This is a genomic window from Streptomyces sp. NPDC040405 (assembly GCF_055595765.1).
The window spans coordinates 836,023-859,477 of the sequence record NZ_JBVIVI010000001.1; the positions used below are offsets into that span (position 1 = coordinate 836,023).

The 23,455-nt window shown below is 72.5% G+C and carries 19 protein-coding genes and 1 pseudogene; 10 read left to right on the plus strand and 10 right to left on the minus strand.

Annotated features, from left to right (window positions below):
- Nucleotides 1-95: 95 nt before the first annotated feature.
- Nucleotides 96-329, minus strand: coding sequence for a hypothetical protein (locus ACZ59A_RS03690; RefSeq protein ID WP_470953023.1), 234 nt, complete (start codon nucleotides 327-329; stop codon nucleotides 96-98).
- Between the two features lie 173 nt (nucleotides 330-502).
- Nucleotides 503-1,321, minus strand: a pseudogene (locus ACZ59A_RS03695) (pectate lyase family protein); the annotation flags it as partial.
- Between the two features lie 312 nt (nucleotides 1,322-1,633).
- On the opposite strand from ACZ59A_RS03695, the gene ACZ59A_RS03700 reads away from it, so the two are divergent.
- From ACZ59A_RS03700 to ACZ59A_RS03725, 6 genes are all read left to right on the plus strand, one after another.
- Nucleotides 1,634-2,422, plus strand: coding sequence for an intradiol ring-cleavage dioxygenase (locus ACZ59A_RS03700; RefSeq protein WP_470953026.1), 789 nt, complete (start codon nucleotides 1,634-1,636; stop codon nucleotides 2,420-2,422).
- Nucleotides 2,423-2,611: 189 nt separating this feature from the next.
- Nucleotides 2,612-3,313, plus strand: coding sequence for a FadR/GntR family transcriptional regulator (locus ACZ59A_RS03705; protein ID WP_468055462.1), 702 nt, complete (start codon nucleotides 2,612-2,614; stop codon nucleotides 3,311-3,313).
- 97 nt (nucleotides 3,314-3,410) lie between these two features.
- Nucleotides 3,411-4,820, plus strand: coding sequence for a four-carbon acid sugar kinase family protein (locus ACZ59A_RS03710; protein WP_470953029.1), 1,410 nt, complete (start codon nucleotides 3,411-3,413; stop codon nucleotides 4,818-4,820).
- Nucleotides 4,820-5,665, plus strand: a complete 846-nt coding sequence (locus ACZ59A_RS03715) for a class II fructose-bisphosphate aldolase (RefSeq protein WP_470953031.1) — start codon at nucleotides 4,820-4,822, stop codon at nucleotides 5,663-5,665. The genes ACZ59A_RS03710 and ACZ59A_RS03715 overlap by 1 nt, the downstream gene beginning before the upstream one ends.
- Before the next feature lie 95 nt (nucleotides 5,666-5,760).
- On the plus strand, nucleotides 5,761-6,699 hold the full coding sequence (locus ACZ59A_RS03720; protein ID WP_470953034.1) for an NAD(P)-dependent oxidoreductase: 939 nt from the start codon (nucleotides 5,761-5,763) through the stop codon (nucleotides 6,697-6,699).
- Nucleotides 6,696-8,048, plus strand: a complete 1,353-nt coding sequence (locus ACZ59A_RS03725) for a GntP family transporter (protein WP_470953036.1) — start codon at nucleotides 6,696-6,698, stop codon at nucleotides 8,046-8,048. Before ACZ59A_RS03720 ends, ACZ59A_RS03725 begins: the two co-directional genes overlap by 4 nt.
- On the opposite strand, the gene ACZ59A_RS03730 is transcribed toward ACZ59A_RS03725, so the two are convergent.
- The 3 genes from ACZ59A_RS03730 to ACZ59A_RS03740 all read right to left on the minus strand — a co-directional run bounded on the left by ACZ59A_RS03730 (nucleotide 8,045) and on the right by ACZ59A_RS03740 (nucleotide 12,924).
- The gene (locus ACZ59A_RS03730) at nucleotides 8,045-10,144 is read right to left on the minus strand and encodes an FUSC family protein (protein WP_470953039.1); all 2,100 of its coding nucleotides are present in this window, start codon (nucleotides 10,142-10,144) and stop codon (nucleotides 8,045-8,047) included. The two genes, ACZ59A_RS03725 and ACZ59A_RS03730, sit on opposite strands and share 4 nt — an antisense overlap.
- A 29-nt stretch (nucleotides 10,145-10,173) precedes the next feature.
- The gene (gene arfA / locus ACZ59A_RS03735; protein ID WP_470953042.1) at nucleotides 10,174-11,682 is read right to left on the minus strand and encodes an arabinosylfuranosidase ArfA; all 1,509 of its coding nucleotides are present in this window, start codon (nucleotides 11,680-11,682) and stop codon (nucleotides 10,174-10,176) included.
- A gap of 270 nt (nucleotides 11,683-11,952) precedes the next feature.
- Nucleotides 11,953-12,924, minus strand: a complete 972-nt coding sequence (locus ACZ59A_RS03740; protein ID WP_470953045.1) for an arabinan endo-1,5-alpha-L-arabinosidase — start codon at nucleotides 12,922-12,924, stop codon at nucleotides 11,953-11,955.
- A 128-nt stretch (nucleotides 12,925-13,052) separates the two neighbouring features.
- Here ACZ59A_RS03740 and ACZ59A_RS03745 point away from each other — a divergent pair, with 128 nt between their 5' ends.
- Nucleotides 13,053-14,444, plus strand: a complete 1,392-nt coding sequence (locus ACZ59A_RS03745; protein ID WP_470953047.1) for a glycoside hydrolase family 30 protein — start codon at nucleotides 13,053-13,055, stop codon at nucleotides 14,442-14,444.
- A gap of 53 nt (nucleotides 14,445-14,497) precedes the next feature.
- On the opposite strand, the gene ACZ59A_RS03750 is transcribed toward ACZ59A_RS03745, so the two are convergent.
- Nucleotides 14,498-15,517, minus strand: coding sequence for an NADP-dependent oxidoreductase (locus ACZ59A_RS03750; RefSeq protein ID WP_470953050.1), 1,020 nt, complete (start codon nucleotides 15,515-15,517; stop codon nucleotides 14,498-14,500).
- Nucleotides 15,518-15,608: 91 nt separating this feature from the next.
- On the opposite strand from ACZ59A_RS03750, the gene ACZ59A_RS03755 reads away from it, so the two are divergent.
- The 3 genes from ACZ59A_RS03755 (at nucleotide 15,609) to ACZ59A_RS03765 (ending at nucleotide 17,907) form a co-directional block, all read left to right on the plus strand.
- Entirely contained in the window at nucleotides 15,609-16,031 is a 423-nt protein-coding gene (locus tag ACZ59A_RS03755) for a MarR family winged helix-turn-helix transcriptional regulator (protein ID WP_470953052.1), read from the plus strand.
- A gap of 119 nt (nucleotides 16,032-16,150) precedes the next feature.
- Nucleotides 16,151-17,119: an ATP-binding cassette domain-containing protein gene (locus tag ACZ59A_RS03760; protein ID WP_470953054.1), complete on the plus strand. Its 969-nt coding sequence runs from the start codon at nucleotides 16,151-16,153 to the stop codon at nucleotides 17,117-17,119.
- Nucleotides 17,116-17,907: an ABC transporter permease gene (locus ACZ59A_RS03765; protein WP_470953057.1), complete on the plus strand. Its 792-nt coding sequence runs from the start codon at nucleotides 17,116-17,118 to the stop codon at nucleotides 17,905-17,907. Before ACZ59A_RS03760 ends, ACZ59A_RS03765 begins: the two co-directional genes overlap by 4 nt.
- Here ACZ59A_RS03765 and ACZ59A_RS03770 read toward each other — a convergent pair.
- From ACZ59A_RS03770 to ACZ59A_RS03785, 4 genes are all read right to left on the minus strand, one after another.
- Entirely contained in the window at nucleotides 17,888-21,070 is a 3,183-nt protein-coding gene (locus ACZ59A_RS03770; protein WP_470953060.1) for an ATP-binding protein, read from the minus strand. The genes ACZ59A_RS03765 and ACZ59A_RS03770 overlap by 20 nt on opposite strands.
- 53 nt (nucleotides 21,071-21,123) lie before the next feature.
- Complete coding sequence (locus tag ACZ59A_RS03775) at nucleotides 21,124-21,615, minus strand: hypothetical protein (protein ID WP_470953063.1); 492 nt, start codon at nucleotides 21,613-21,615, stop codon at nucleotides 21,124-21,126.
- A gap of 140 nt (nucleotides 21,616-21,755) precedes the next feature.
- A complete protein-coding gene (locus ACZ59A_RS03780) occupies nucleotides 21,756-22,613 on the minus strand; it encodes an SMP-30/gluconolactonase/LRE family protein (RefSeq protein WP_470953066.1) in 858 nt (285 codons plus the stop codon).
- The gene (locus ACZ59A_RS03785) at nucleotides 22,610-23,389 is read right to left on the minus strand and encodes an IclR family transcriptional regulator (RefSeq protein ID WP_470953069.1); all 780 of its coding nucleotides are present in this window, start codon (nucleotides 23,387-23,389) and stop codon (nucleotides 22,610-22,612) included. Before ACZ59A_RS03785 ends, ACZ59A_RS03780 begins: the two co-directional genes overlap by 4 nt.
- Nucleotides 23,390-23,455: the final 66 nt, after the last annotated feature.

Below are 23,455 nucleotides of genomic sequence, written 5' to 3' on the forward strand. Positions count from 1 at the left end.
CCACACCCCACCGGTTGTTTCTGACCCCCCCCCCCCCCCCCCCTCCTCCCCCCCCCCCCCCCCCCCCCCCCCCCCCCGCTCCGGACAAGCGGGGGCTACCAGGTGTAGAGCGCGTAATCCCCGTCCTTCGTGAACACACACTTGAAGCCCACGAGCTTCCCCTGCTGAGCCAGCTGGTTGCCGTAGGTCTGGCAGGCACCGATGGTGCTGAAATGCCTCGGCAAGGCGGAGGCGGCGGAGGCCGTCCCGGCGGCCCCCAGCGCGAGAACCGAAGTCGCGACCGCGGTGGCGGCGGCAGTGGCGAAGACGCGGCGCTTGTTCTTCAACATTTCTCCCGGTGAGAAGGACAACGTTCGCTGATACGGCGCTTCCGTGAAACCGCGGACGTCGCCGCCTCGTCATCGTAGGGGACCTTCACCGTGGCAACGGGTCGCTATTTCTATGGAATTCCCTATACCTTGAACCGGTCCGGGTGCGTCACAATTTGCCCGCGCCCGCCTGGGATCTGCGCGCCCATACGGGAATGCGCACCGGTTTCCGCGCCCTGGACATAGTTGTCGTAGAAGTGGCCGGTGCCGAATCGGAGGCCGGGAATCCGGGATTAGACATTCGCAAACCAATTGTGGTGGTACGTCACCTTGAGATGACCGGTGTCCTCGCTCGCGTTGTTGTCGCTGTGGCCGACCAGGCTGCCCCTTAAATGGTCGGCGAATTTGTTCCAGGAGACGGTGATTTTGTCCGAGCCGTGATCGATGTCGAGCAGACCGTCGTCATAGTCCTTGCCGTGGTCCCGGTCGGCGGAGAACGTGTTGTGGTCGACCCAGACCCGGGTGGACGCCTGGACGGTGATGCCGTCGGACGGCTTCCTCGGCTTGCTGATGGTGAGGTTGCGGACGACGACGTTGGTCACCTTCTTCAGCCGCAGACCGCCCCCGGTGAAGCCGGAGCCGGAACCGACGCCCAGGACGGTGGTGTTGGAGCCGATGTCCACCTGACCGGTGAGCGGGATCAGCCCGGAGACCCTGACCACCTTGGCCTGGTCGCCGGTGACCGCGGCGGTGAAGGCGGCCGGCGAGCTGACGGTGGTGGCGGTGGCATTGCCACCGCCGGTGGTGCCCGCGCCGAAGCCGATGGGGGTGGTCTCGGCGGCGGCCCCGCCCGCCGCGCGGGTGACGGCGTCCGCGTCCTGCGCCGAGAGCGCGGACAGGCCGCCGAGCGCGAGGGTCGCGGCCACGCCCGCGGCGACGGCCGCCAAGCGGCGCCGGTGGTGGCCGGTGGCGGTGGCGTCCGTCGTGAAGTGGTGGTCACCTGCGGAGTTCATGAAGGAGCCCTCTCAGTCGGAGGATCCCCACCCGCGGGGGCAATCGCTTGCGGGAGCGCGCGGCAAGCACACAGGCCACCGGGGCCGGTGGGGACCGTCGGGGGTGCGGCTCTGACGGCGGCGGAAGGCGCTGCCCGGGCACGGTGTGGTCAGGACCGCCCAGCAGACGACAGCCATCACAGAAGAAGCTAGTAAGCGCTTGTTGGAGATGTCAACACCACTGACCCATAAGGGAGTTGGCGATAACAAGAGTTGACGCGCGGAGACTTTGCCGAACTGACAGGCGCCCCACAGGTATCAGCCCTACTTTCCATGCCCATGACAGACTCATCTCCCGCCCCCATCGGGCGACGCAGAGTACTCATCGCCGGAAGCGCCGCCGCGGCGGCCGTCGGAATCGGCGCCGGGACCGCCGCCACCCGTCCCGGAGCGGCCACCAACGGCGAAACCGCCGCCACCGACCTGGCCCCGGCCGCCAACGCGATCTGCACGCTCACCAAGCAGCTGACCGAGGGCCCGTACTACCTCGACCACGCCCTGGTACGGGCCGATGTCACCGAGGACAAGCAGGGCGTCCCCCTGGAGCTGGTCCTCCCCGTCGTCGACAAGGACACCTGCGCACCGCTCAACAAGGCGCTCGTGGAGATCTGGTACTGCGACGCGCTCGGCGAGTACTCCGGCTTCGTGGGCAACAACGGCCACCAGGAGCCGGACAACGGGAAGTTCCTGCGCGGCGGCGTGCTCACCGGCACCGACGGCGTGGCCAAGCTGAAGGGAATCTACCCCGGCTGGTACCGCGGCCGCTGCATCCACATCCACATCAAGGTGCACACGGGCGTCACCCTCACCGCCGACGGCTCGTTCACCGGCGGCAACGAGATCCACACAGGTCAGCTCTTCTTCAGCGAGACGATCACCCAGGCGGTCGCCAAGCTGACCCCGTACTCCACCAACACCGTCCCCCGCACCCCGCTGTCCTCCGACGGCATCTACGGCAACGGCGGCACCGCCGCCGGGCTGATGGCCGTGACGGCGCTGGGCAGCACCCCGTCGGCCGGATATCGCGCCACCCTCACCCTGGGCATCGACGCGGACGCCTGACCACTGGCCTTCCGTCCCCGCTCGACCCCCGCCCGGCCCCGGCGGGGGCCGGGCGGGGTCACTTTTTCGCCAGGAAGTCCCGGAGAGGTCTTGACGGTGGCCGAAACCCTGCCTACGTTCTCCTGGACATCAGATGTCTGATGTCCACGGGAGCCGAGTCCCAGGGATCTGGCAAGGAGGTCGACAGCAATGCCGCTGTCCGACGACATCGCCGAGCGACTGCTGACCGCGATCATCGACGGTCACTACCCGCCCGGTACGGCCCTCCCCCCGGAGGGCGTACTGGCCGAGCAGCATGCCGCCAGCCGGCTCACGCTGCGCGAGGCGATCAAGGTCCTGCGCTCGCAGAACGTCGTCCGCATCCACCGCGGACGCGGTACGTACGTCAACAACCCCGACCAGTGGACCGCGCTGGAGCCGATGATCCGCGCGGCCGCCGCCGGGCCACGGGCGGGCGGGGCGATCTCCGAGAAGCTGATCGAGGCCCGGCAGATGATCGAGGTCGGCGCCGCGCAGCTGGCCGCGGCCCGGCGCACCGACGACGACCTCACCGAACTCGCCGAGCTGCTGGACGAGATGCGGGCGGCGGCCGACACCGGGGACACCGAGCAGTTCGTGACCGCCGACATCGCCTTCCACGACGTGGTGATGCGCGCCTCCGGCAACGCCTTCGTCCCGCTGCTCTTCGAGCCGTTCGGACGGCTGCTGATCGAGGGCCGTCGGCAGACGTCCGCCGTGCCCCAGATCCGTACGAACGCCATCGCCCACCACGAGACCGTCCTGGCGGCGCTGCGCGGCGGGGACCCGGACGAGGCCCGGCGGGCGATGGCCGACCACATGGCGCAGACGACGGACGACCTGCGCACGCACGTCATCGAGCCACGCGGCTGACCCCCCTTTTTCTCGTTCGCCGCCGCCCCGGCGGTGGCCCCGGCCTGCCCGGAAACCGCACGACCGCGCCCGTAGAGTCAGGAAAGTAGAGCCGCACATGCCCGACACCCCGCGCTTCCCCGAGGCGCACGAGCTGCCCCCGCCCCGCGAGGTCGATCCCGCCGAGGTGGCCGCCGCCGCTGTCGCCTCCGGCCGCCGCCTGGTCGTCCTGGACGACGACCCCACCGGCACCCAGACCGTCGCCGGAGTCCCCGTCCTCACCACGTGGACGGTCGACGACCTGCGGTGGGCGCTGCGCCAGGACAGCACGGCCTTCTTCGTGCTCACCAACACCCGCAGCCTCTCCCCCGACGCCGCCGCGGCCCGCAACCGCGAGGTCGTACGGGCCCTCGCGGAGGCGTCGGCGGCCGAGGGCGTGGGCTATGTGCTGGCCAGCCGCAGCGACTCCACGCTGCGCGGCCACTTCCCGCTGGAGACGGACGTCCTGGCCGAGGAGACGCCCGTGGACGGCGTCGTCCTCGTCCCCGCCTACATCGAGGCGGGACGGCTCACCGCCGACTCCGTGCACTGGATGCGGACGGCCGAGGGCATGCTTCCGGTCGGCCGGAGCGAGTTCGCGCGCGACGCGACGTTCGGGTACGTCAACTCCCGGCTGCCGGAGTGGGTCGAGGAGAAGACCGGCGGACGCGTACCCGCCGGGGACGTCCTGCGGATCACCCTGGAGGACCTGCGGCTGCGCGGACCGGGCCATGTCGCCCGGCTGCTGACCTCGCTGCGCGACGGCCGGACGGCGGTGGCGGACGCCCTCTGCGACGACGACCTGCGCGTCCTGGCCCTGGCGGGGGCGGCGGCGGAGTCGGAGGGCACGCGGCTGGTCTACCGGTGCGGCCCCTCGTTCGTACGGGCCCGGGCGGGCCAGGCCGCACGCGCCCCGCTGACCCCGGCCGAGCTGCGCCACCCCGGCGAGCGGGAGCCGTATGGGCTCATCGCCGTCGGGTCCCATGTCGGGCTCACCACCCGGCAGCTGGACCGGCTGCGCGAGCGCGGCGGAATCGCCGAATTCGAGCTGGACGTGCGCGCCCTGCTCGACGAGGGGTGCCGCGCGGAACACATCGCCGACGTGGCGGAGGCGTGTGCGCGGGCCCTCGCCACGAGTGAGGTCGTCGTCCGCACCAGCCGCGCCCTGGTGACCGGCGACGGCGCGGACGACTCGCTGGCCATCGCGCGCAGCGTGTCCGCCGCGCTGGTCGCCACCGTACGAGCCGTCACGGCGGCCCGGCGCCCCGCGTACGTCGTCGCCAAGGGCGGCATCACCTCCAGCGACATCGCGACCGAGGGCCTGGAGATCCGCCGGGCCTGGGCGCGCGGCACCCTGCTGCCCGGGATCGTCTCGCTGTGGGAGCCGGAGTCCGGCCCGAGCGTCGGCATCCCGTACGTCGTGTTCGCCGGGAACGTCGGCGACGACCACGCCCTCGCGGACGCCGTCGACCTGCTCAGGAGCGTCTGATGCTGCTCACCGGAACCGACGCGCTGACCGCCTCCGCCCGCGAGGGCCGGGCGATACCCGGGTTCGTCGCGTACAACCTCGAAACGGTGCAGGGCATCGTCGCGGCGGCGGAGGCATCGGGGCGGCCGGTGCTGCTCCAGGCCGGTTCGAGCGCCTTCAAGCACGCGGGGCGCGCGGCGCTGATGGCGCTCGCGATGGACGCGGCCCGCCGGTCGAGCGCGCCCATCGGCGTCCATCTGGACCACAGCCGGGACCTGGAGGAGATCGTCGCGTGCGTGGACGCGGGCTATACGTCGGTGATGATCGACGGCTCGCATCTGCCGTTCGCGCAGAACGTGGCGCTGACCCGGAGGGCCGTGGAGCACGCCCACGCGGCCGGGGTATGGGTCGAGGCCGAACTCGGCGCGCTGGCCGGTGACGAGGACGTGTCGACGGACGCGACGGCCCCCGGCGGCTCCATGACCGACCCGGAGCAGGCAGCCGAGTTCGTGGCCGCGACCGGCGTCGACGCCCTGGCCGTCGCGGTCGGCAACGTCCACGGCTTCACGGCGGACCCGGTCCGGCTGGACCTGCCCCGCCTGGAACGCATCCGGGACGCGGTACCCGTCCCCCTCGTCCTGCACGGCGCGAGCGGCCTGCCGGAGGCGGAGCTACTGGGCGCGGTGCGGCGCGGCGTCGCCAAGGTGAACGTCAACGCGGAACTGCGGCGGGCCTACCTGACGGCCGTGTCGTCGACCCTGCCGGACGCGGCAGACGGCGCGGACGCCGTCGCCACCTGGGCGGCGGGCCGAGCCGCGGTGGCGAACACGGCCCGCCGAATCGCCGACCGCCTGGCATCGGCGTAAGCGAATTGCCCACCGCCGGGGGCTTGTTCGCCACCCCGCGCCACCCGCCGCACAACAACACCCACACCCTCACCCTCACCCTCACAGGAACACGTATGCCTTCTCCCTCTCCCCAGACCGGCAACTCCCCCCGTATCGCCGTCATCGGCCTCGGGGCCATGGGGCTTCCCATGGCTCAGCATCTGGCCGCCGGTGGCTTCGCCGTGACCGTGTTCGACATCGCCGCCGGGCGGCGGGCCGCGGCCGTCGGTGTGGGGGCCGCCGAGGCGGTCACTCCGGCTGAGGCCGCGCGGGGGGCCGATGTGGTGCTTCTCGCCGTACGGGATCAGGCCCAGGTGGACAGCGCGCTGTTCGGCGAGGCCGGTGCGGCGGGGACGCTGCGGGCCGGGGCCGTGGTGGTGCTCACCAGCACCGTGGGGCCGGTCGCGGCGCGGGCGACGGCCGCCGCGCTCGCCGAGCGGGGCGTACGGCTCGTGGACGCCCCCGTCAGCGGCGGGCCGACGCGGGCCGGGAACGGCGATCTGCTGATCGTCGTCGGCGCCGAGCCCGACGCCCTCGCGACGGCACGCCCCGTGCTGGAGCGGCTCGCGTCCACGCTCACCGTCATCGGTGACAAGCCCGGCGACGGGCAGGCGCTCAAGGCCATCAACCAGCTCCTCGCGGGAGTGCACATCGCGGCGGCCGCCGAGGCCGTGGCCCTCGCGCGCGAACTCGGGCTCGACCCGCGGACGGTGATCGACAGCCTGAGCCAGGGCGCGGCGGGATCGTTCATGTTCGCCGACCGGGGGCCGCGCATGGCGCAGGTCTACGAGGACGCGGCGGACCCGGTCGAGGTGCGGTCGCGGCTGGACATCTTCGTGAAGGACATGGGCATCGTCACCGGGATCGCGAAGGACGCGCACGTCCCGGTGCCGCTCGCCTCGGCCGCCGAGCAGCTGTATCTGCTGGGCGAACGGGCCGGGCTCGCCGCGCGCGACGACTCGTCCATCGTGACCGTCCTCTCCCCGAACGTGCCGAAGGGAGCGGGACAATGAGCCACGGCGCGCTTCTCCTCGTCGCCGCGGCAGGCGTCGCCCTGCTGCTGGTGCTGATCATCAAGGCGAAGGTCCAGCCCTTCGTGGCGCTGCTCGTCGTGAGCATCGCGGTGGCGCTCACCGCGGGCGTCCCGGCCGCGGATCTCGTCACCACCATCGAAGAGGGCATGGGGTCGACGCTCGGCCACATCGCCACCATCATCGCCCTCGGCGCGATGGTCGGCCGGATCATCGAACTCTCCGGCGGTGCCGCCTCGTTGGCGCATTCGCTGATGGAGCGGTTCGGGGAGAAGCGGACCCCGCTCGCGCTCACGACGGCCGGTTTCCTGCTCGGCATCCCGGTCTTCTTCGAGGTCGGGCTGATCATCCTGATGCCGATCGTGTACGGGGTGGCCCGGGCGTCCCGTAAGCCGCTGCTCGTCTACGCCCTGCCGATGGGCGCGGCGATGCTCACGGTGCACGCCTTCCTGCCGCCCCACCCGGGCGCGGTCGCCGCCGCGACGACGATCGGGGCGGACCAGGGCTGGGTGCTGCTGTTCGGCATACCCGTGACGGCGGTCGTGATCGCGATCGGCTATCTGCTGGCCAAGCGCATGACGCGGCGTACGTACGCGATGACGGCCGATGTGCGGGAGAAGGTCCTCGAAAGCGGGGAGGACGAGAAGAGTGTCGAGACTCCGCCGTCCTTCGGCATGATCCTCACCCTCATCGTGACCCCCATCGTCCTCATACTCCTCGGCACCATCGCCACGAACACCCTCGCCGAGGGCTCCACCCTGCGCGCCGTCCTGACCGTGCTCGGCGCGCCCATGGTGGCCCTGCTCGTCGCGGCCGCGCTCAGCGCGTACTTCCTGGGCATACGCCGCGGGTGGTCGGGCGCCCGCGTCTCGGAGGTGATGGGCGCGGCGCTGCCGGGCGTGGCGATGGTCATCCTGGTGGCGGGCGCGGGCGGCGTGTTCGGCAAGGTACTGGTGAAGACCGGTATCGGCGATGCCGTGGCCGACGTCCTGGACCGCACCGGACTGCCCCTGCTGGCGCTGGCCTTCGCGATGACGGCCCTGCTGCGGGCGGTGCAGGGCTCCACGACGGTGGCCCTGGTGACGACGGCAGGTCTGATCAACCCGCTGCTGCAGCGCACGGACCTCTCCCCGCAGCAACTGGCCCTGGTGTGCCTGGCGATGGGCGCGGGCGGCCTGTCGCTGTCGCACATCAACGACGCGGGCTACTGGATGTTCACCAAGCTGGTCGGTCTGGAGGTCGGCGACGCCCTGCGCACCTGGACCGTCCTCACCACGGCGATGGGCGTGGTCGGCTTCCTGCTGACCGGCGCCCTGTGGCTGGTGGTCTAGACCCTCCTGGGCGACAGGCCGGTGGTGAAGGTGTCGACGGCCAGGGCCGTGCGGAGGCAGAGGGTCAGGGCGCGGGCCCTGGCGTGGGCGACGCCGTCCGGGGAGCGGTGGTCGGTGAGGTCGGTGAGGCCACCGCGCCGGGCGGAGTCGTCGAAGGACGCCCGCAAGGTGGCGGCCGGGACCGGGCCGCCACCGTCGAGGGCGTCGGCGAGGGCGGTCAGCCGGGTGTCGAAGAGGGCCGCGATCTCGGCGGCCTCCGGCACGGCGTCGGCCGTACGGCGCGGCTGCGCGGCGTACAGCTGCGACGCGCACCGGTTGAGGTCCGCGATCGACCGCTGGATGGACTCGATCTCGGTGGCGGTCCAGCGGGCGCGGTGGCCGCGCGGCTCGTGGCGGACCGCGGCGACCGCGGCCTCCAGCCGCTCGCGGGTGTGGCGGCTGCGGGAGCGCAGGGCGTCGATGTCCTCGTGCCGCACCACCCCCGGCTCGGTCAGCCCGCCGACCAGCACGTTCAGCAGCCTCCGTTGTACGTCCGTCCACGCGGCGACCAGTGAGGACAGCCGGTCGTGGTGATAGGTGGGCAGAACGACGAAGACCAGGAGCCCGATCATCGCGCCGAGGAGGGTGTCCGCGGGACGGCCCCAGGCGATGAGGTCGGGGGCCTTGCCCAGCCGGGTGATGAGGACGACGAGCCAGGCGGTGATGAAGAAGTTCAGCACCAACTGGCCGACGCGCAGGGTGAGGAAGACGCATACGGCGAGCACCACCGCGGCGACGACCAGCCGGTCCGGCGTCCACCAGGCGGGCAGCAGGGCGGCCCAGGCGGCGAGGCCGCCGAGGATCGAGCCGATGGGGCGGGCCCAGCCGCGGGCGAAGGTGTGTCCGTAGTCGGGGAACAGCACCAGCATGGTGGTGAGCGCCGCCCAGAAGCCGTGTCCGGGCAGGCCGTGGCCCCAGAAGTCGCCGAGGGCGCGGCCCGCCGCCTCACCGGCCGTGGTCCCGACGGCGACGCGGAGGGCGTGCGGGAACAGCGGGTCGCCGGGGCGCGCCGCGGCCCCCAGCCGCCGGAGCCCGGCGCGGGCGGGGTGTTCGGCGGGGAAGAGGGCCAGGACCGAGCCGTCAGGGTCCTCCCGGTCGGCCCAGAGGCCGACGAGGCGCCCGGCCTCGTCCAGTGACGGCAGCAGCTCCTCGGCCATCGGGCCGCGCCAGGTCCCCAGGGTCCGTACGGCGTCCGGTGCGAGGGGCTCCCGGCGGGAGGTGCGCAGGGCGCGCGCCACGGAGTCCAGCGCTTCGGCGATCTCCGCGCGGGGCGCCTTCGGGGTGTCGGACGCGAGCAGCAGGGCGCGCCGGATGCGTTCGGCCTCGACGAGCAGTCCGTAGAGCGGTGCCGCGCCGGGGCGGGTGAAGCGCGGCAGCAGATCGAGCGCCCTGCGGGCGGCGGTGAACGGCGCCGGGGCCGGGTAGCCGCCGGGCTCGGCGCGTGCGTACGCCGCCAGCGAGCCGTAGAGCGCGGCCAGCGCCTTGCGCTGCGCGGGGTGGCGCCGCCCGTACGGGGGCAGCAGCTGGGCGGCGAAGGTCAGGGCCGCGCCCGCCGCCATCCAGCGCACCATCACCAGCCCCGCCTCGACCGTGGCGGCGAGGTCGGCGGTGATCAGGCATCCGATGACGACGAGGCACGCGCGGATGCCGGGCGCCACGCCCAGCGCCCGCCACAGCCCGGCCAGGTACGAGAGGGCCGCGAGGGCGATCAGGAAGTACCACCCGGCCTGGTGCAGCCAGACACCGGCGAGGGCGGCGAGCGAGAAGCCCGCGCCGAACGCGAACGCGTTCACCGCCCGGTGCCGGACCGGCGCCAGCAGGGTGCCGATGCCGCAGATGAAGGTGCCCACCGACATCATGACCCAGGCCAGCGGATCGCCGGTCAGCCCGCCGAGCACCGTCGCGGCGACGACCGCCAGGGCCGCCCGCACGATCGCGCCGGGCTCCGAGGACACGCGTTCCATGGTCAGCGCCGCCCGGAAGCTGCGGCCGACCGCCGATGGCCACCCGCGTATCTCGCCCTGTACCTCGTCCTGTGTCTCGTGCACCGTACTCATATAGGTGCACTATACAAATTATTTGCGGCCTACCCCAAACGGATCACGTTCCAGGACATCGGCTCCAGCGTGGCGGTCAGGACGCCGTCCGCGAGCGCCGTGCCCTCGCCCGCGTGCGGGGTGACGCGCTCGGGCTCGGCGAGGGTGTTCCGGGCCTCCGGGTCGGCGTCGGCGAGCACGCTGTGCTCGACCACCCGGGCAGGCGCCATCCCGTGCAGCGCCACCTCCAGCGGGAGCGGCCGGTGCTGGTCGCGGTTGACGGCGAAGACGGTGACCGCGCCGGTCTCCTCGTCCCGTACGGCCGTGGCGTGCAGCAGCGGCACCTCGCCGTACTGCGCCGTCTCGTGCGCGGGGCCGTCGGGCGCGACCTGGAGCACCCGGCCGCGCCCGTACGCCGACGCCTGGGCGAAGGGGAAGAAGGTGGTCTGGCGCCAGGCCGGGCCGCCCGGTTCGGCCAGGATCGGGGCGATGACGTTGACGAGCTGGGCGAGGCAGGCGACCGTCACGCGGTCGGCGTGGCGCAGCAGCGCGATGAGGAGCGAGCCGAAGACGACGGCGTCGGTGACGGAGTAGTTGTCCTCCAGCAGCCGCGGCGTCTCCTCCCAGTCAGGCGGCTCGGCGTTCGCGAAGCGGCTCTGGTACCAGACGTTCCACTCGTCGAAGGAGAGGTTGATCTTCTTCTTCGACTTCAGCCGGGCGCCCACGTGGTCGCAGGTCGCGACCACGTTCTCGATGAAGGACTCCATGTCGACGGCGGAGGCGAGGAAGGAGTCGCGGTCGCCGTCGTGCTCCTCGTAGTAGGCGTGCAGGGAGATGTAGTCGACCAGGTCGTAGGAGTGCTGGAGGACCGTGGCCTCCCAGGCGGCGAAGGTCGCCATGGACTGGTTGGAGCTGCCGCAGGCCACGAGCTCGACGTCCGGGTCGATCTGCCGCATGGCGCGGGCGGTCTCGGCGGCCAGCCGCCCGTACTCCTCCGCGGTCTTGTGGCCGGTCTGCCAGGGGCCGTCCATCTCATTGCCCAGACACCACAGCCGGATCCCGTACGGGTCCTTGTCGCCGTGCCCGACGCGGCGGTCGGACAGGGCGGTGCCGGAGGGGTGGTTGGCGTATTCCTGCAGCTCCAGGGCCTCGGCGACGCCGCGCGTGCCGAGGTTGAGCGCCATCATGGGCTCGCCGCCGACCTTGCGGACGAAGTCGACGTACTCGGAGATCCCGAAGCGGTTGGTCTCGGTCGAGCGCCACGCGAGGTCGAGGCGGCGGGGGCGCTCCTCGGCGGGGCCGGTGCCGTCCTCCCACTTGTAGCCGGAGACGAAGTTGCCGCCGGGGTAGCGGAGGGCGGTGACGCCGAGTTCACGGATGAGGGCGAGGACATCGGTGCGCAGCCCGGCGTCGTCGGCGGCGGGGTGGCCGGGCTCGTAGATCCCGGTGTAGACGCAGCGGCCGAGGTGTTCGACGAACGAGCCGAAGAGACGGGGGTCGACATCGCCCACGGCGAAGGCGGGGTCGAGGGTGAACCGGGCGGGGGCGGTCGGCTGCATGGCGGCGCCTCTCTGCTGCTCTGTTCGATATGCCATTCTGTTCGAAATATCGGAGTGAGATCGCATATACGAACGAGACGGTAAGAGCTGGCCGCGCGCGCGTCAACGGCTCCACCCCGGGCCACATGCGCCCACGGTGGCACCCACCCCGCGCCGGAAGGCCGGGGCGCGCCGCGACACGGCGGCGGGCGCACGCCCCGGAGCCGGGGGCCCGGGGGTGCCCCCCGGTTCGGGAAGGGGCGGGGTGGGGAAAGCCTCGCGGGCCGCGCCTCAGTACGCGGTCGGCCAGCCGCCACTCCAGCTCAGCAGGTTGACGCCGAGCTTGGCGGTGCCGTTGTCCTGGCCGTCGTAGTAGTGGTAGACGAGCAGGTCACCGTCGCTGTCGCTCATGATCGACTGGCCGCCGGGGCCGATGTAGCGGCCGTGGGACTCCAGGACCGGGGAGCCGCCATTGCTCATCATGTTCACCCCGTTCTTGTCGTAGTACGGCCCGGTGGGCTTGGTGGCGCGGCCGACCTTGATCTTGTACGTGGAGCTGGCGCCCGCGCAGCAGGTGTCGTACGACGCGAACAGGTAGTAGTAGCCGTCGCGCTTGACGACGGACGGCCCCTCGACCGCCTTGGTGCCGGTGGGCCGGGAGGCGATGCCGTAGACGGTCTTGTCGCCCGAGTACTGCTTTCCGGTGGCGGGGTCGAGGCGGATCATCTTCAGCCCCGACCACCACGAGCCGAACGACAGCCACCACTTCCCGTCGTCGTCCACGAAGAGGTTGGGGTCGATGGCATTGTAATTACTGCTGCCGGTGGTGGCGTGGACGATGCCGTAGTCGGTCCAGGTGCCCGCCTTGCCGCTGGGCGAACTGGCGAAGCCGATGGCGGAGTTACTGGAGCCGAAGGACGAGACGGCGTAGTACATCAGGTACTTGCCGCCGTGGTACGAGACGTCCGGCGCCCAGGGGTCGTTGCCGGAGGAGTACGTCTTCCACCAGGACGGCGGGGAGTTGAAGGCGTTCCCGGAGCGGCTGAAGGCGATCCGGTCGGTGGAGGTGCGGGCCTCCAGACCGCCGTGGGTGGAGTAGAGCAGATAGGTGCCGTCGGCGGCGCGGAGCATCGTCGGGTCGTGGACGGCGATGTCGCCCGTCACCCGGCCCGGGTTCGGATAGGCGGAGGCGCTGGTCGGGAGCAGGGCGAGCAGGAGCGCGGCGGGCAGGGCGAGCCATCTGGTGCCGTGACGCGTGGTCATGCGGCGGCTCTCCTCTCGTGTGGAGTTGGCTGTGCTCTCTCTTGACCGGTGTGGGGGCCACCTCTAGCGTGCGGCCGACGTTACGGAAACGTTCCGGAAGTTTTCGGAGCCTGGGAAGGGAAGTTTTCGTGATCAAGACGGTTCGTACCGCTCTCGTCGGCGCTCTCGCCGCCGCCCTGATCCCTCTGGCCATGCCGTCCGCCGCCGCTGAGCAACCTTCCACCCCCGGCGCGGATTTCGGAAGACCTCTCCAGCCGATCGATGGCTTCGGCTTCTCGGAAGCCTTCCAGCGCGCCGATCTGATGCGGGGCGCGGGCGGGCTCACCCCCGAGCACCGGCGGGAGGTGCTGGATCTGCTGCTCAACCGGCGCACCGGCGCGGGACTCAGCATCCTGCGGCTCGGCATCGGCTCGTCCTCGGACGAGGTGTACGACCACATGAAGTCCATCCAGCCCACCGACCCGGGCGGCCCGGACGCCCCGCCGCGCTACCAGTGGGACGGCAAGGACGGCGGCCAGGTGTGGCTGGCGAAAGAGGCGAAGCGGTACGGCGTCCAGCGCTTCTACGCCGACGCCTGGAGCGCGCCCGGCTATATGAAGACCAACGGGACGGACGCCAACGGCGGCAACCTCAAGCCGGAATGGCGGCGCGCCTACGCCGACTACCTCGTGCAATACGCGAAGTTCTACCGCCAGGAGGGCATCCGGATCACCGACCTCGGCTTCACCAACGAGCCGGATCTCGCCACGTCCTACGCCTCCATGCGGTTCACGCCGAAGGAGGCGGCCGAGACCGTGAAGGCGGTCGGCCCGGCGGTCCGGCGCGCCGGGATCAACCTGGTGTGCTGCGACGCGGCCGGCTGGGACCAGCAGGCCGAGTTCAGCGCGGCGATCGAGGCGGACCCGGAGGCGTCGCGGTACGTGGGCGTGCACACGGGACACCCGTACGTCACGCCCTCGGACCAGCCACTGCCGACGACCCGGCGCACCTGGATGTCCGAGTGGAGCCCCAACGGCACGACGTGGAACGAGGCGTGGGACGACGGCAGCGGTTATGACGGGCTCGCCGTCGCCGAGGCGATCCACACCACGCTCGCGGACGCGCGGGCGAGTGCGTACGTGTACTGGTTCGGCGCCTCGGTGGGGGCGACGCGGGGGCTCATCCAGCTCGACGGCGCGGACTACCACGTCTCGAAGCGGCTGTGGGCGCTCGCCGCGTACAGCCGCTTCGTACGGCCGGGCGCGGTGCGGGTGGCGGCGTCCGCCGGGGCCGCCGCGGCGGACGGCGTGAAGGTGACGGCCTTCCGGAACCGGGACGGGGGGCGGGTGCTGGAGATCCTGAACACGGGCCGGGAGGCGGTCCGTACGGACTTCGCGGTGAGCGGCGGACGCGGCGCCGGTTCGGTCTACCGGACCGACGAGACGCACTCGCTGAGCCGGGTCGGCCGGGCGGTGGTGCGGGGCGGCACGCTGGATGTGGACCTTCCGCCGCGCGCCCTGACGACGGTGGTCCTGCCGTAACGGCGGCGGTGCCCCGGCCGCGGGCGGCCGGGGCACCTCAGGGACCTCTCCGCTCAGTCGTCGAGCGCGACGATCATCTTGCCGATGTTCTCGCCGCGGAGCATGCCGAGGAAGGCGTCCGCCGCGTTGTCCACGCCCTTCACGACGGTCTCGCGGTAGCGCAGCTCGCCGTTGCGCACCCAGGCGCCGACCTCCTCGAAGAACTGCGGCTTGAGGTGGTTGTGGTCGTTGACCAGCATGCCCTGCATGCGCAGCCGCTTGCCGATGAACAGGCCCATGTTGCGCGGGGCGGCGGGCGGCTCGGTCTCGTTGTACAGCGAGATCATGCCGCAGGTGGCGATGCGGCCGTGCACCTTGAGGCTGCTCAGGGCGGCCTCCAGGTGGTCGCCGCCGACGTTGTCGAAGTAGACGTCGATGCCGTCGGGGGCGGCCTCCTTCAGCTGCTCGGCGACCGGGCCGTTCTTGTAGTTGAACGCCGCGTCGAAGCCGTACTCGTCGAGCAGCAGCCGCACCTTCTCGTCCGAGCCCGCGCTGCCGATGACCCGCGAGGCGCCCTTGAGCTTGGCGATCTGGCCGACCTCACTGCCGACCGCGCCCGCCGCGCCGGAGACGAACACCGCGTCGCCCTCCTTGAACGACGCGACCTCCAGCAGCCCCGCGTAGGCGGTGAGGCCGGTCATCCCGAGCACCCCGAGGTACGAGGTGAGCGGGGCGACCTCCGGGTCCACCTTCACCGCGCGCTTGCCGTCCATCACCGCGTACTCGCGCCAGCCGGCGAAGGTCAGTACGTGGTCGCCGACCGCGATGTCGTCCGCGTTCGAGGCGATCACCTTGCCGACCGCGCCGCCCTCCATCGGCTGGTCCAGCTGGAACGGCGGCACGTACGACTTCACGTCGTTCATCCGCCCGCGCATGTACGGGTCCACCGACATGTACAGGTTGCGGACCAGCACCTGGCCCGGGCCCGGCTCGGCCACCGGGACCTCGCGCAGCGCGAAGTCCTCCGGCTTCGGCCAGCCCTCGGGGCGGGCGACGAGGTGCCATTCACGGCCGGTGGCGGGGATCGCGGACATGGGGGGTGCCTCCTCCTGATTACTTCACTACCTGAAACAATCATGTGCCTCGATATTTCATGTTGTCAAGTAAACGGGTAGCCTGAGCGGCATGACGTCCCCCATCGACCCGCTGACCCTCGAGGTCGTCGAGCTGATCGGCACCATCGTGGCCCGCTATCACGAGGAGTACGAGGAAGCCGCCGCCAAGCATGCCCTCACCGGCGCCCAGGCACGCGTCCTGGGCCTGCTCTCCCGGGGGCCGACGCCGATGCGGCGGATAGCGCAGCAGCTCAAGTGCGAGCCGTCGAACGTCACCGGGATCGTGGACCGCCTCGAATCCCGCGGCCTCGCCGAGCGCCGCCTCGACCCCGCCGACCGCCGCGTCAAGCTCGCCGCCGCCACGGAGACGGGCCGCGAGACCGCCGAGCGGCTGCGCGGCTCGCTGGACTTCGCGCGCGAGCCGCTGGCCGGGCTCTCGACGGAGGAGCGGACGGTGCTGCGGGACCTACTGCAACGGATGCTGGGCGCATAGCCGCGGCCCCCGTTCCGGGGCTACGCCCCCGAACCCCCGCCCGGGCGGAGTCTTCGGTTTCCGGGTGCTGAAAGCGTGCTGAAACCGCGCTGAATCCGCCTCGCCGCAAGCTGTGCGGCATGACGACGACATCGACCGCCCTCGCCATCGCGGCCAAGGGGCTGCACAAGGCTTACGACGAGAAGAAGGTCCTCGACGGCATCGACCTGGCCGTCCCCGAGGGAACGGTCTTCTCCCTCCTGGGCCCGAACGGCGCGGGCAAGACCACCGCCGTCAAGATCCTCTCCACTCTCGTCACCGCCGACGCCGGTGACCTGCACGTCGGCGGCCACGACCTCGCCGCCGACCCGCAAGCGGTCCGCGCCGCCATCGGGGTCACCGGGCAGTTCTCCGCCGTCGACGGCCTGATCACCGGCGAGGAGAACATGCTCCTCATGGCGGACCTGCACCACCTGTCCAAGCGCGAGGGCCGCCGGGCCGCCGCCGAACTCCTGGAGCGCTTCGACCTGGTCGAGGCCGCCAAGAAGCCCGCCGCCACCTACTCCGGCGGCATGAAGCGCCGCCTCGACATCGCCATGACCCTGGTCGGCGACCCACGCATCATCTTCCTCGACGAGCCCACCACCGGACTCGACCCACGCTCCCGCCACAACATGTGGCAGATCATCCGCGAGCTGGTCACCGGCGGCGTCACCGTCTTCCTCACCACCCAGTACCTGGAAGAAGCCGACCAACTCGCCGACCGCATCGCCGTGCTCAACGACGGCAAGATCGCCGCCCACGGCACCGCAGAGGAGCTCAAGCGGCTCATCCCCGGCGGCCACATCCGGCTCCGCTTCACCGACCCGGCCGCGTACCAGAGCGCCGCCTCCGCCCTGGGCGAGGCCACCCGGGACGACGAAGCCCTCGCCCTGCAGATCCCCAGCGACGGCAGCCAGCGCGAGCTCCGCTCCCTTCTCGACTGGCTGGACTCCGCCGGAATCGAGGCCGACGAACTGACCGTGCACACCCCCGACCTCGACGACGTCTTCTTCGCCCTCACCGGCGACACCAACGTCCCCCACCAGCCCAAGGAGACCGTCCGATGAGCACTCTCCCCCTCGCCGTCCGCGACTCCGCCACCATGCTGCGGCGCAACCTTCTGCACGCCCGCCGCTACCCGTCCCTCACCCTGAACATCCTCCTGACGCCGATCGTCCTGCTGCTGCTCTTCGTCTACGTCTTCGGCGACGTGATGAGCGCGGGCATCGGGGGCGGCGGCGCCGACCGCTCCGCGTACATCGCCTACCTCGTCCCGGGCATCCTGGTGATGACCATCGGCGCCACCCCGGCGGGGACCGCGGTATCCGTCTCCATGGATATGACGGAGGGCATCATCGCCCGCTTCCGCACGATGGCGATCCACCGCGGCTCCGTGCTCATCGGGCACGTCATCGGCAGCGTGCTGCAGGCGGTCATCAGCGTGGTGCTCGTCGGCGCCGTCGCCGTGGCCATCGGCTTCCGGTCCACGGACGCCACGCTCCTGGAGTGGCTGGCGGCGTTCGGGCTGCTCGTGCTCTTCGCCACGGCGCTCACCTGGATGGCCGTCGGGATGGGCATGGCCAGCCCGAACGCCGAGGCCGCCAGCAACAACGCGATGCCGCTGATCATGCTCCCGTTCATCTCCAGCGCCTTCGTGCCCGTCGACGCCATGCCGGACTGGTTCCGGCCGATCGCCGAGTACCAGCCGTTCACCCCCGCCATCGAGACCCTGCGCGGACTGCTGCTCGGCAGCGAGATCGGCAACAACGGGTGGATCACGATCGGCTGGTCCCTGGGTCTGACCGTGCTCGGCTACTTCTGGTCGAAGTCGCTGTTCAAGCGCGACCCGAAATGAGCGCGCGGGCGGCCTCCCGCAACGCGTCCCGCCCGAGGGCGGCGTACTCCGACACCGCGTCGGCGTACGCCGCCCCATCGGCGTCCTCGGCCGCCCGCCGGGCGCGGTCCGCCGACATCGTCGGCTGGAACTCGCGCAGCACCCGCAGCCGTTCGGCCAGCGCGATCATCCGTACGCCACGGGCGTCACCGGACGCGTCGCCGGACCCGTCGCCGGACGCGATCCCCGCCATGCCGAGCGCGTGCAGCACTGTCCCGAGAACAGGCAGCTCCATGGGTGGGCAGGACGGGCCGGACAGCAGCGTCCGCAGCCGTTCGGCCTGCTCCGCGACCAGCTCCGGACGACCGGCGTGGGCGTGCGCCGTCACCGCCACCGAGTGGATCTGCAGCGCCCACTGGTCGACCCAGGGGTCGCCGCCGTACGGCGAACCGGCCTCGAACATCCGCTCCACGGCGCCGCGCCACAGGCCGAGCCCAGCCTCGTCAAGCCCCCGGGCGAGCGCGATCTCGGCGCGCACGCCGAGGTCAGGGCTGTAGAAGACGTCCTGCTGCCGAGCGCTGTCACCCTCCGCCTGCGACAGCCAGTACTCGGCCTCGTCGGGATCGCCGCGCTGCAGACAGGCGAGGGCCAGGCCCCAGCGGATGCCGATGTAGTCGTGCTCGCCGCCGAGCCGCCGCAGCGTCTCCAGCGCGGTCCTGAGGTACCCGTACGCGGCCTCGCCCTCCCCCAGCTTCAAGCACAGCTCGCTCAGCCGGGAGTGGGCCATGACCCGCAGGGAAGAGTTGTCGGTCGCCGCCAGCGCGGCGATCATCCGCCGGGCCGAAGCGAGCGCGCCGTCGAAGTCGTGCTCGTACTCCCAGACGTACGTGGCGACGCACTCGGCGATGCCGACGACCAGCGGGCGCTCGCTGCCGCAGAGATTCCGCAGCACGTCGTAGCGGGGAGGCAGCATCTCGGGCACCGCGCTCAGCACCACCGAGGTGGCGCGCAGCAGCGTGTCCGGCGCGGCCGGGGGCAGCCGCCGGAGGGTGACGAGGTGGCGTACGACGTGCGGGCCGAAGTTCATGAAAAGGCCCGCCGTGCACAACACCGCCGCGGTGCGGGCGACTTCGACGTACGCGGGCTCGGGGTAGTAGTGCGACAGTGGCGGGCCGGTGTCCGCGGCGAGGGTGGCGAGGCGGGGGTAGTCGGAGTCGGTGGACCACAGGGCGGCGAGGACGGCGGTGAGGGCGGCGGTGGTGGGGCCGTCCGCACGGGCCAGGGCGTACCGCAGGGCCTGCACGAGGTTGTCCTGCTCGGGTCTGATCCGCTCCCCGGCCGCCAGGGGTTCCGGGCCGAAGAGCCAGTCGTGGTGCACGACCCCGAAGTCCCGCGCCCAGGCGAGGAACCGGCCGATGGCCGCCTCTTCCTCGCCCGCCTCCGCGCGCCGGGCCGCGCTGAACTCCCGTACGGTCTCCAGCGTCCGGAACCGAACGCCGACCGGGGTGTCGGCGACGGTCAGCAGCGACTGACCGGCCAACTGCTCCAGCAGGGACAGCGCGTCCTCCCCCAGCACCTGTTCGGCCGCCTCGCCGGAGAAGCCGCCGGGGAAGACGGACAGCGTGCGCAGCGCCGCCCTGGCGTCCTCCGCGAGCAGGTTCCAGCTCCACTCCACGACCGCGTGCAGCGTGCGGTGGCGCTCCGGTGTGTCGCGCGCGCCGCCGCGCAGCAGCGCGAACCGGTCGCCGAGGCGGCGGGCGATCTCCGGCACCGACAGCACCCGCACCCGCGCCGCGGCCAGCTCCACGGCCAGCGGCAGCCCGTCGAGGTGGCGGCACAGCCCGGCCACCGTGTCCGGCGGCAGCGCCACGCCGGGCCTGGCGGCCCGGGCCCGCTGCGTGAACAGCTCGACCGAGGTGTCGAGACCCAGCTCCGGCAGCGCGTACACCGCCTCCGAGGTGAGGCCCAGCGGGGCCCGGCTGGTGGCGAGCACCCGCAGGTCCTTCGAGGCCGAGACGAGGGCCCGTACGAGGTCGGCGGCGCCCCGGATGACCTGCTCGCAGTTGTCCAGCACCAGCAGCGCGGGCCCGGAGCCGAGCACACCGAGGACGCCGGACACCGGGTCGGCCGCGGCATGGCCGCTCAGGGCGCCGTGCCGCCGCTCCCCCGCACCGAGCGCGGAGGCCACTTCGGCGGCCACGTCCTCGTCGGCGGTGACACCCGCGAGCGGCACGCAATACACCACCCGCTGCTCGTTCCCGAAGCTCTTGGCTTCGCTCGAGCAGGGGAGACCCCATTGGCGGCTGACGGCGTGCGCGAGCCGGGTCTTGCCGAGGCCACCGGGCCCGACGACGGTGACGGCACGGGAGGCGCGCAGCAACCGCTCCACGGCCGCGATGTCCTCATCCCGGCCCAGCAGCGGGTTCGGCTCGTGCGGCACACCGTGCCGGACCACCGGCGCCTCGCCACCGCGCAGCAGCTCCCGCTGTACGGCCCGGAGCCCGGCGCCCGGATCGGTGCCCAGCGTCTCGCGCAGCTCACGGCGGTACGCCTCGTACCGGGTCAGCGCGGCGGACGGGCCCGCCGTCGCCGCCTCACAGCGCAGCAGCTCGGCGAGCACCTCCTCGTCGCGCGGACGCTCCGCGGCGGCCGCGGCCAGCGGCCCGGCCGCCTCCGCGTGCCGCCCCAGCCGGGCGAGCGCCAGCGCCCGCGCCCGTACGAGCGCGCCACGGACGGGCGCGCGCTCGGCGCGCAACGCGGCCACGGGGTCATCCGCGTCACCGCCCCCGTCAGGGGCCCCCTCCCACAGCGCGAGCCCGGCCTCGGCCGCCGCCAGCGACCCCGCGTGGTCCCCGGCCCTGGCCCGCTCCGCGCTCGCGGTGGCGTGCAGCAGCAGAGCGGAGGTGTCGACCTGAGCCTCGGCGAGGGTGAGCCGGTATCCGGTCGGCGTGCCGACGATGACGTCGGCCCCCAGCCGCGCCCGCGCCCTGGACACGAGCACCTGCACCGCCTTGCCCGGCCGCTCCGGCAATGCGTCCGGCCACAGCCCTGCCACCAGCCGTTCGATGCCACAGCCCGCCCGCACATCGCCCGCGAGCAACGCGAGGAGGGCGCGAACCCGGGGCGCGGTGACCTCCTGCCCGCGATAGGCGACACGCGGCAGCAGAGTCAGATCGGTGGTCACCCGTGCAGCGTAAGGCGCCGCGCGGCTGGGCCGCCTGGTCGCGGGCGCCCCGGTCAGGCGCACCACCACAGGAAGCGGGTGCAGCTCGGCGACGGGCTGGGGGGTGCGGGCGCTGAGGGGGGTGGGGGCGCGTGCGTGGAAGCCGGGGCGCCGCCGGACGCGGGGGCCCCGGGGGCGTCCGAGGACGACGGGCCGGTCTGATCGGCGGGCGCGTCGTCGGCGCGGGTGGGGTCGTCGGACTCGGGGTCGTGGGTGGGCCCCTCGGCCGGGGCGGTCGTGTGCCCATCGCCGCCCCGGCCGCTCGGAGCGGCCGTGGGCTCCGTACGGTCCGAGACCGGGCGGCGCTCCGGGGACTCCGGGGATTCGGGCGACGGCTTCGGGGCCGGGGTGCGCCAGTAGCCCTCGGTGGCCAGCTCCGCCACGAAGACCGCCGCCAGGACAGGCCCCAGCACCGCAGCCATGATCAGCACCCGGCGGCCACGCCCCCGGCGGGCGCGGCGGCCGCGGCGGCGGGGCTTTCGGCGGGACGTGTGCGCGTCGTTCATTTCGCCGGGAAGGCTATGTGACCTGCACAGAGCGCGGGGGACACCGGGTGTGAGGATCTTGTGCGGAGAGCCGTCGGGTCCGGCGGTGTACGGCCCGGCTCAGCCGGACCACCGCCGGGCCCGGCGGTGGCCGGGCCCGCTCAGCCCGCGAACGCAGGCTGCGCCAGCCCCCGCCCCGCATCCCCGATGACCAGCACGGAACCCGCCAGCGGCGGGGCGGCGGCGCCGAGGCCGACGCGGGCCGAGGAGACGTACAGATCGCTGAGACCGGCCCCGCCGAAGGCGCATGCGGTGGGGCGGGGGAAGGGCAGCGGGATCACCCGATCGAGTGTGCCGTCCGGGGTGTAGCGGCGGATCGCGGCGCCGTCCCAGAGGGCGACCCAGACGCAGCCGTCGGCGTCCACGCACAGCCCGTCCGGGAAGCCCGCGCCGTCCTCGATCACGGCGAGGGGGCGGCGGCCGGTGACGCCCTCCCCCGCCACGTCGAAGACGTCGATGCGGCGGGTCGGGGAGTCGACGTAGTACATGAGGCGGCCGTCCGGGCTCCAGCCGGTGCCGTTGCTGACCGCCACGTCCGGCAGGATCTCCGCCACGGAGCCGTCGGAGCCGATACGGGAGAGGGTGCCGCCGCCCGCCGTCTCGTCGTAGGCCATCGTGCCCGCCCACAGCGCACCGTCCGGGGCGACAGCGGCGTCGTTGCCGCGGCGGCCGGGGACGGGGTCCCGGACCAGCCAGCGGAAACCCTCGGAGCCACCGTCGTACAGCCCGATGCCGTCGCGCAGGTTGACCACAAGACCGCCACCTACCCGCGGCTTCGCCGCGCCGACGTGCTGCTCGGTGGCCAGGGTGGTGTTCCGGCCGGTGGCCGGGTCGTGGGTGTGGACGCGGGCGGAGAGGATGTCCACCCAGATCAGCTGCCCGGCCGTCGCGTCCCAGGTCGGGCCCTCGCCCAGTTCGGCGGTCGCCCGGACCGCCACGTCCCATCCCCGCCCGCTCATACCCCGCGTCCCCTCCGGTGTCCCAGGCGGACGGACAGCTCGCCCGCGCCCTTGGCCGCCAGTTCCTCCAGCTCCGTCTGGCGCTCTTCGCTCCAGCGGATCGTCGGCACCGAGATGGACAGCGCCGCCACCACCTTGCCCGCCGAGTCCCGCACCGGTGCGGCCACGCAGCTCACATCGGGGTTGGACTCCTGCCGCTCGACCGCGATGCCGCGCTCGCGCACATCGGCCAGGTGGCGGTGCAGCTCGGCCGGGGACGTGATGCTGTTGTCCGTCATGGCGGTCAGCGGCCGGTCCTCGGGGAACCGGGCGGTCAGCTCGTCCTCCGGGAGGGAGGCGAGCAGCATCTTGCCGACCGAGGTGCAGTGCGCGGGCAGCTTGCGGCCCGCGGCGGAGACCATGCGCACGGCATGGGTGGAGTCGACCTTGGCGATGTAGATGACGTCCGTGCCCTCCAGAATGGCGACATGGACGGTCTCGTCACAGGTCTCGGCCACGCTCCGGGCCACCTGTCGGCCCTCGGCGGCCAGGTCGAGCTGTTCCGCGTACCGGCTGCCGAGCTGGTACGGGCGCACACCGAGCCGGTAGCGGCCGGGCTGGTCGGGCACGTGGACGAGATAGGAACGGGCGGCCAGAGTGGTCACCAGCTCGTGCACGGTGGTCCGGGGCAGCCCGAGACGGCGGGTGATCTCGGGGGCGGAGAGTGTGCCGTCGCCGTCGAGAAACAGCTCGAGAATGTCCAGAGCCCGGGTCACCGCGGGCACGAGGCGTCCCATGTGGTTCGCCCACCCCTTCTGGTCCAGATGGCAAGTGTTCGAGATCCCGGCCGGTGGCCGGTATCG

What these genes read in the sequence shown, in the direction of transcription:
- ACZ59A_RS03725 (WP_470953036.1), top strand. Translation starts at nt 6,696, where the DNA reads ATGAGCCACGGCGCGCTTCTCCTCGTCGCCGCGGCAGGCGTCGCCCTG.
- ACZ59A_RS03765 (WP_470953057.1), top strand. Translation starts at nt 17,116, where the DNA reads ATGAGCACTCTCCCCCTCGCCGTCCGCGACTCCGCCACCATGCTGCGG.
- ACZ59A_RS03705 (WP_468055462.1), top strand. Translation starts at nt 2,612, where the DNA reads ATGCCGCTGTCCGACGACATCGCCGAGCGACTGCTGACCGCGATCATC.
- ACZ59A_RS03700 (WP_470953026.1), top strand. Translation starts at nt 1,634, where the DNA reads ATGCCCATGACAGACTCATCTCCCGCCCCCATCGGGCGACGCAGAGTA.
- ACZ59A_RS03730 (WP_470953039.1), bottom strand. Translation starts at nt 10,144, where the DNA reads ATGAGTACGGTGCACGAGACACAGGACGAGGTACAGGGCGAGATACGC.
- ACZ59A_RS03720 (WP_470953034.1), top strand. Translation starts at nt 5,761, where the DNA reads ATGCCTTCTCCCTCTCCCCAGACCGGCAACTCCCCCCGTATCGCCGTC.
- ACZ59A_RS03740 (WP_470953045.1), bottom strand. Translation starts at nt 12,924, where the DNA reads ATGACCACGCGTCACGGCACCAGATGGCTCGCCCTGCCCGCCGCGCTC.
- ACZ59A_RS03715 (WP_470953031.1), top strand. Translation starts at nt 4,820, where the DNA reads ATGCTGCTCACCGGAACCGACGCGCTGACCGCCTCCGCCCGCGAGGGC.
- ACZ59A_RS03785 (WP_470953069.1), bottom strand. Translation starts at nt 23,389, where the DNA reads ATGGGACGCCTCGTGCCCGCGGTGACCCGGGCTCTGGACATTCTCGAG.
- ACZ59A_RS03760 (WP_470953054.1), top strand. Translation starts at nt 16,151, where the DNA reads ATGACGACGACATCGACCGCCCTCGCCATCGCGGCCAAGGGGCTGCAC.
- arfA (WP_470953042.1), bottom strand. Translation starts at nt 11,682, where the DNA reads ATGCAGCCGACCGCCCCCGCCCGGTTCACCCTCGACCCCGCCTTCGCC.
- ACZ59A_RS03750 (WP_470953050.1), bottom strand. Translation starts at nt 15,517, where the DNA reads ATGTCCGCGATCCCCGCCACCGGCCGTGAATGGCACCTCGTCGCCCGC.
- ACZ59A_RS03755 (WP_470953052.1), top strand. Translation starts at nt 15,609, where the DNA reads ATGACGTCCCCCATCGACCCGCTGACCCTCGAGGTCGTCGAGCTGATC.
- ACZ59A_RS03710 (WP_470953029.1), top strand. Translation starts at nt 3,411, where the DNA reads ATGCCCGACACCCCGCGCTTCCCCGAGGCGCACGAGCTGCCCCCGCCC.
- ACZ59A_RS03780 (WP_470953066.1), bottom strand. Translation starts at nt 22,613, where the DNA reads ATGAGCGGGCGGGGATGGGACGTGGCGGTCCGGGCGACCGCCGAACTG.
- ACZ59A_RS03690 (WP_470953023.1), bottom strand. Translation starts at nt 329, where the DNA reads ATGTTGAAGAACAAGCGCCGCGTCTTCGCCACTGCCGCCGCCACCGCG.
- ACZ59A_RS03775 (WP_470953063.1), bottom strand. Translation starts at nt 21,615, where the DNA reads ATGAACGACGCGCACACGTCCCGCCGAAAGCCCCGCCGCCGCGGCCGC.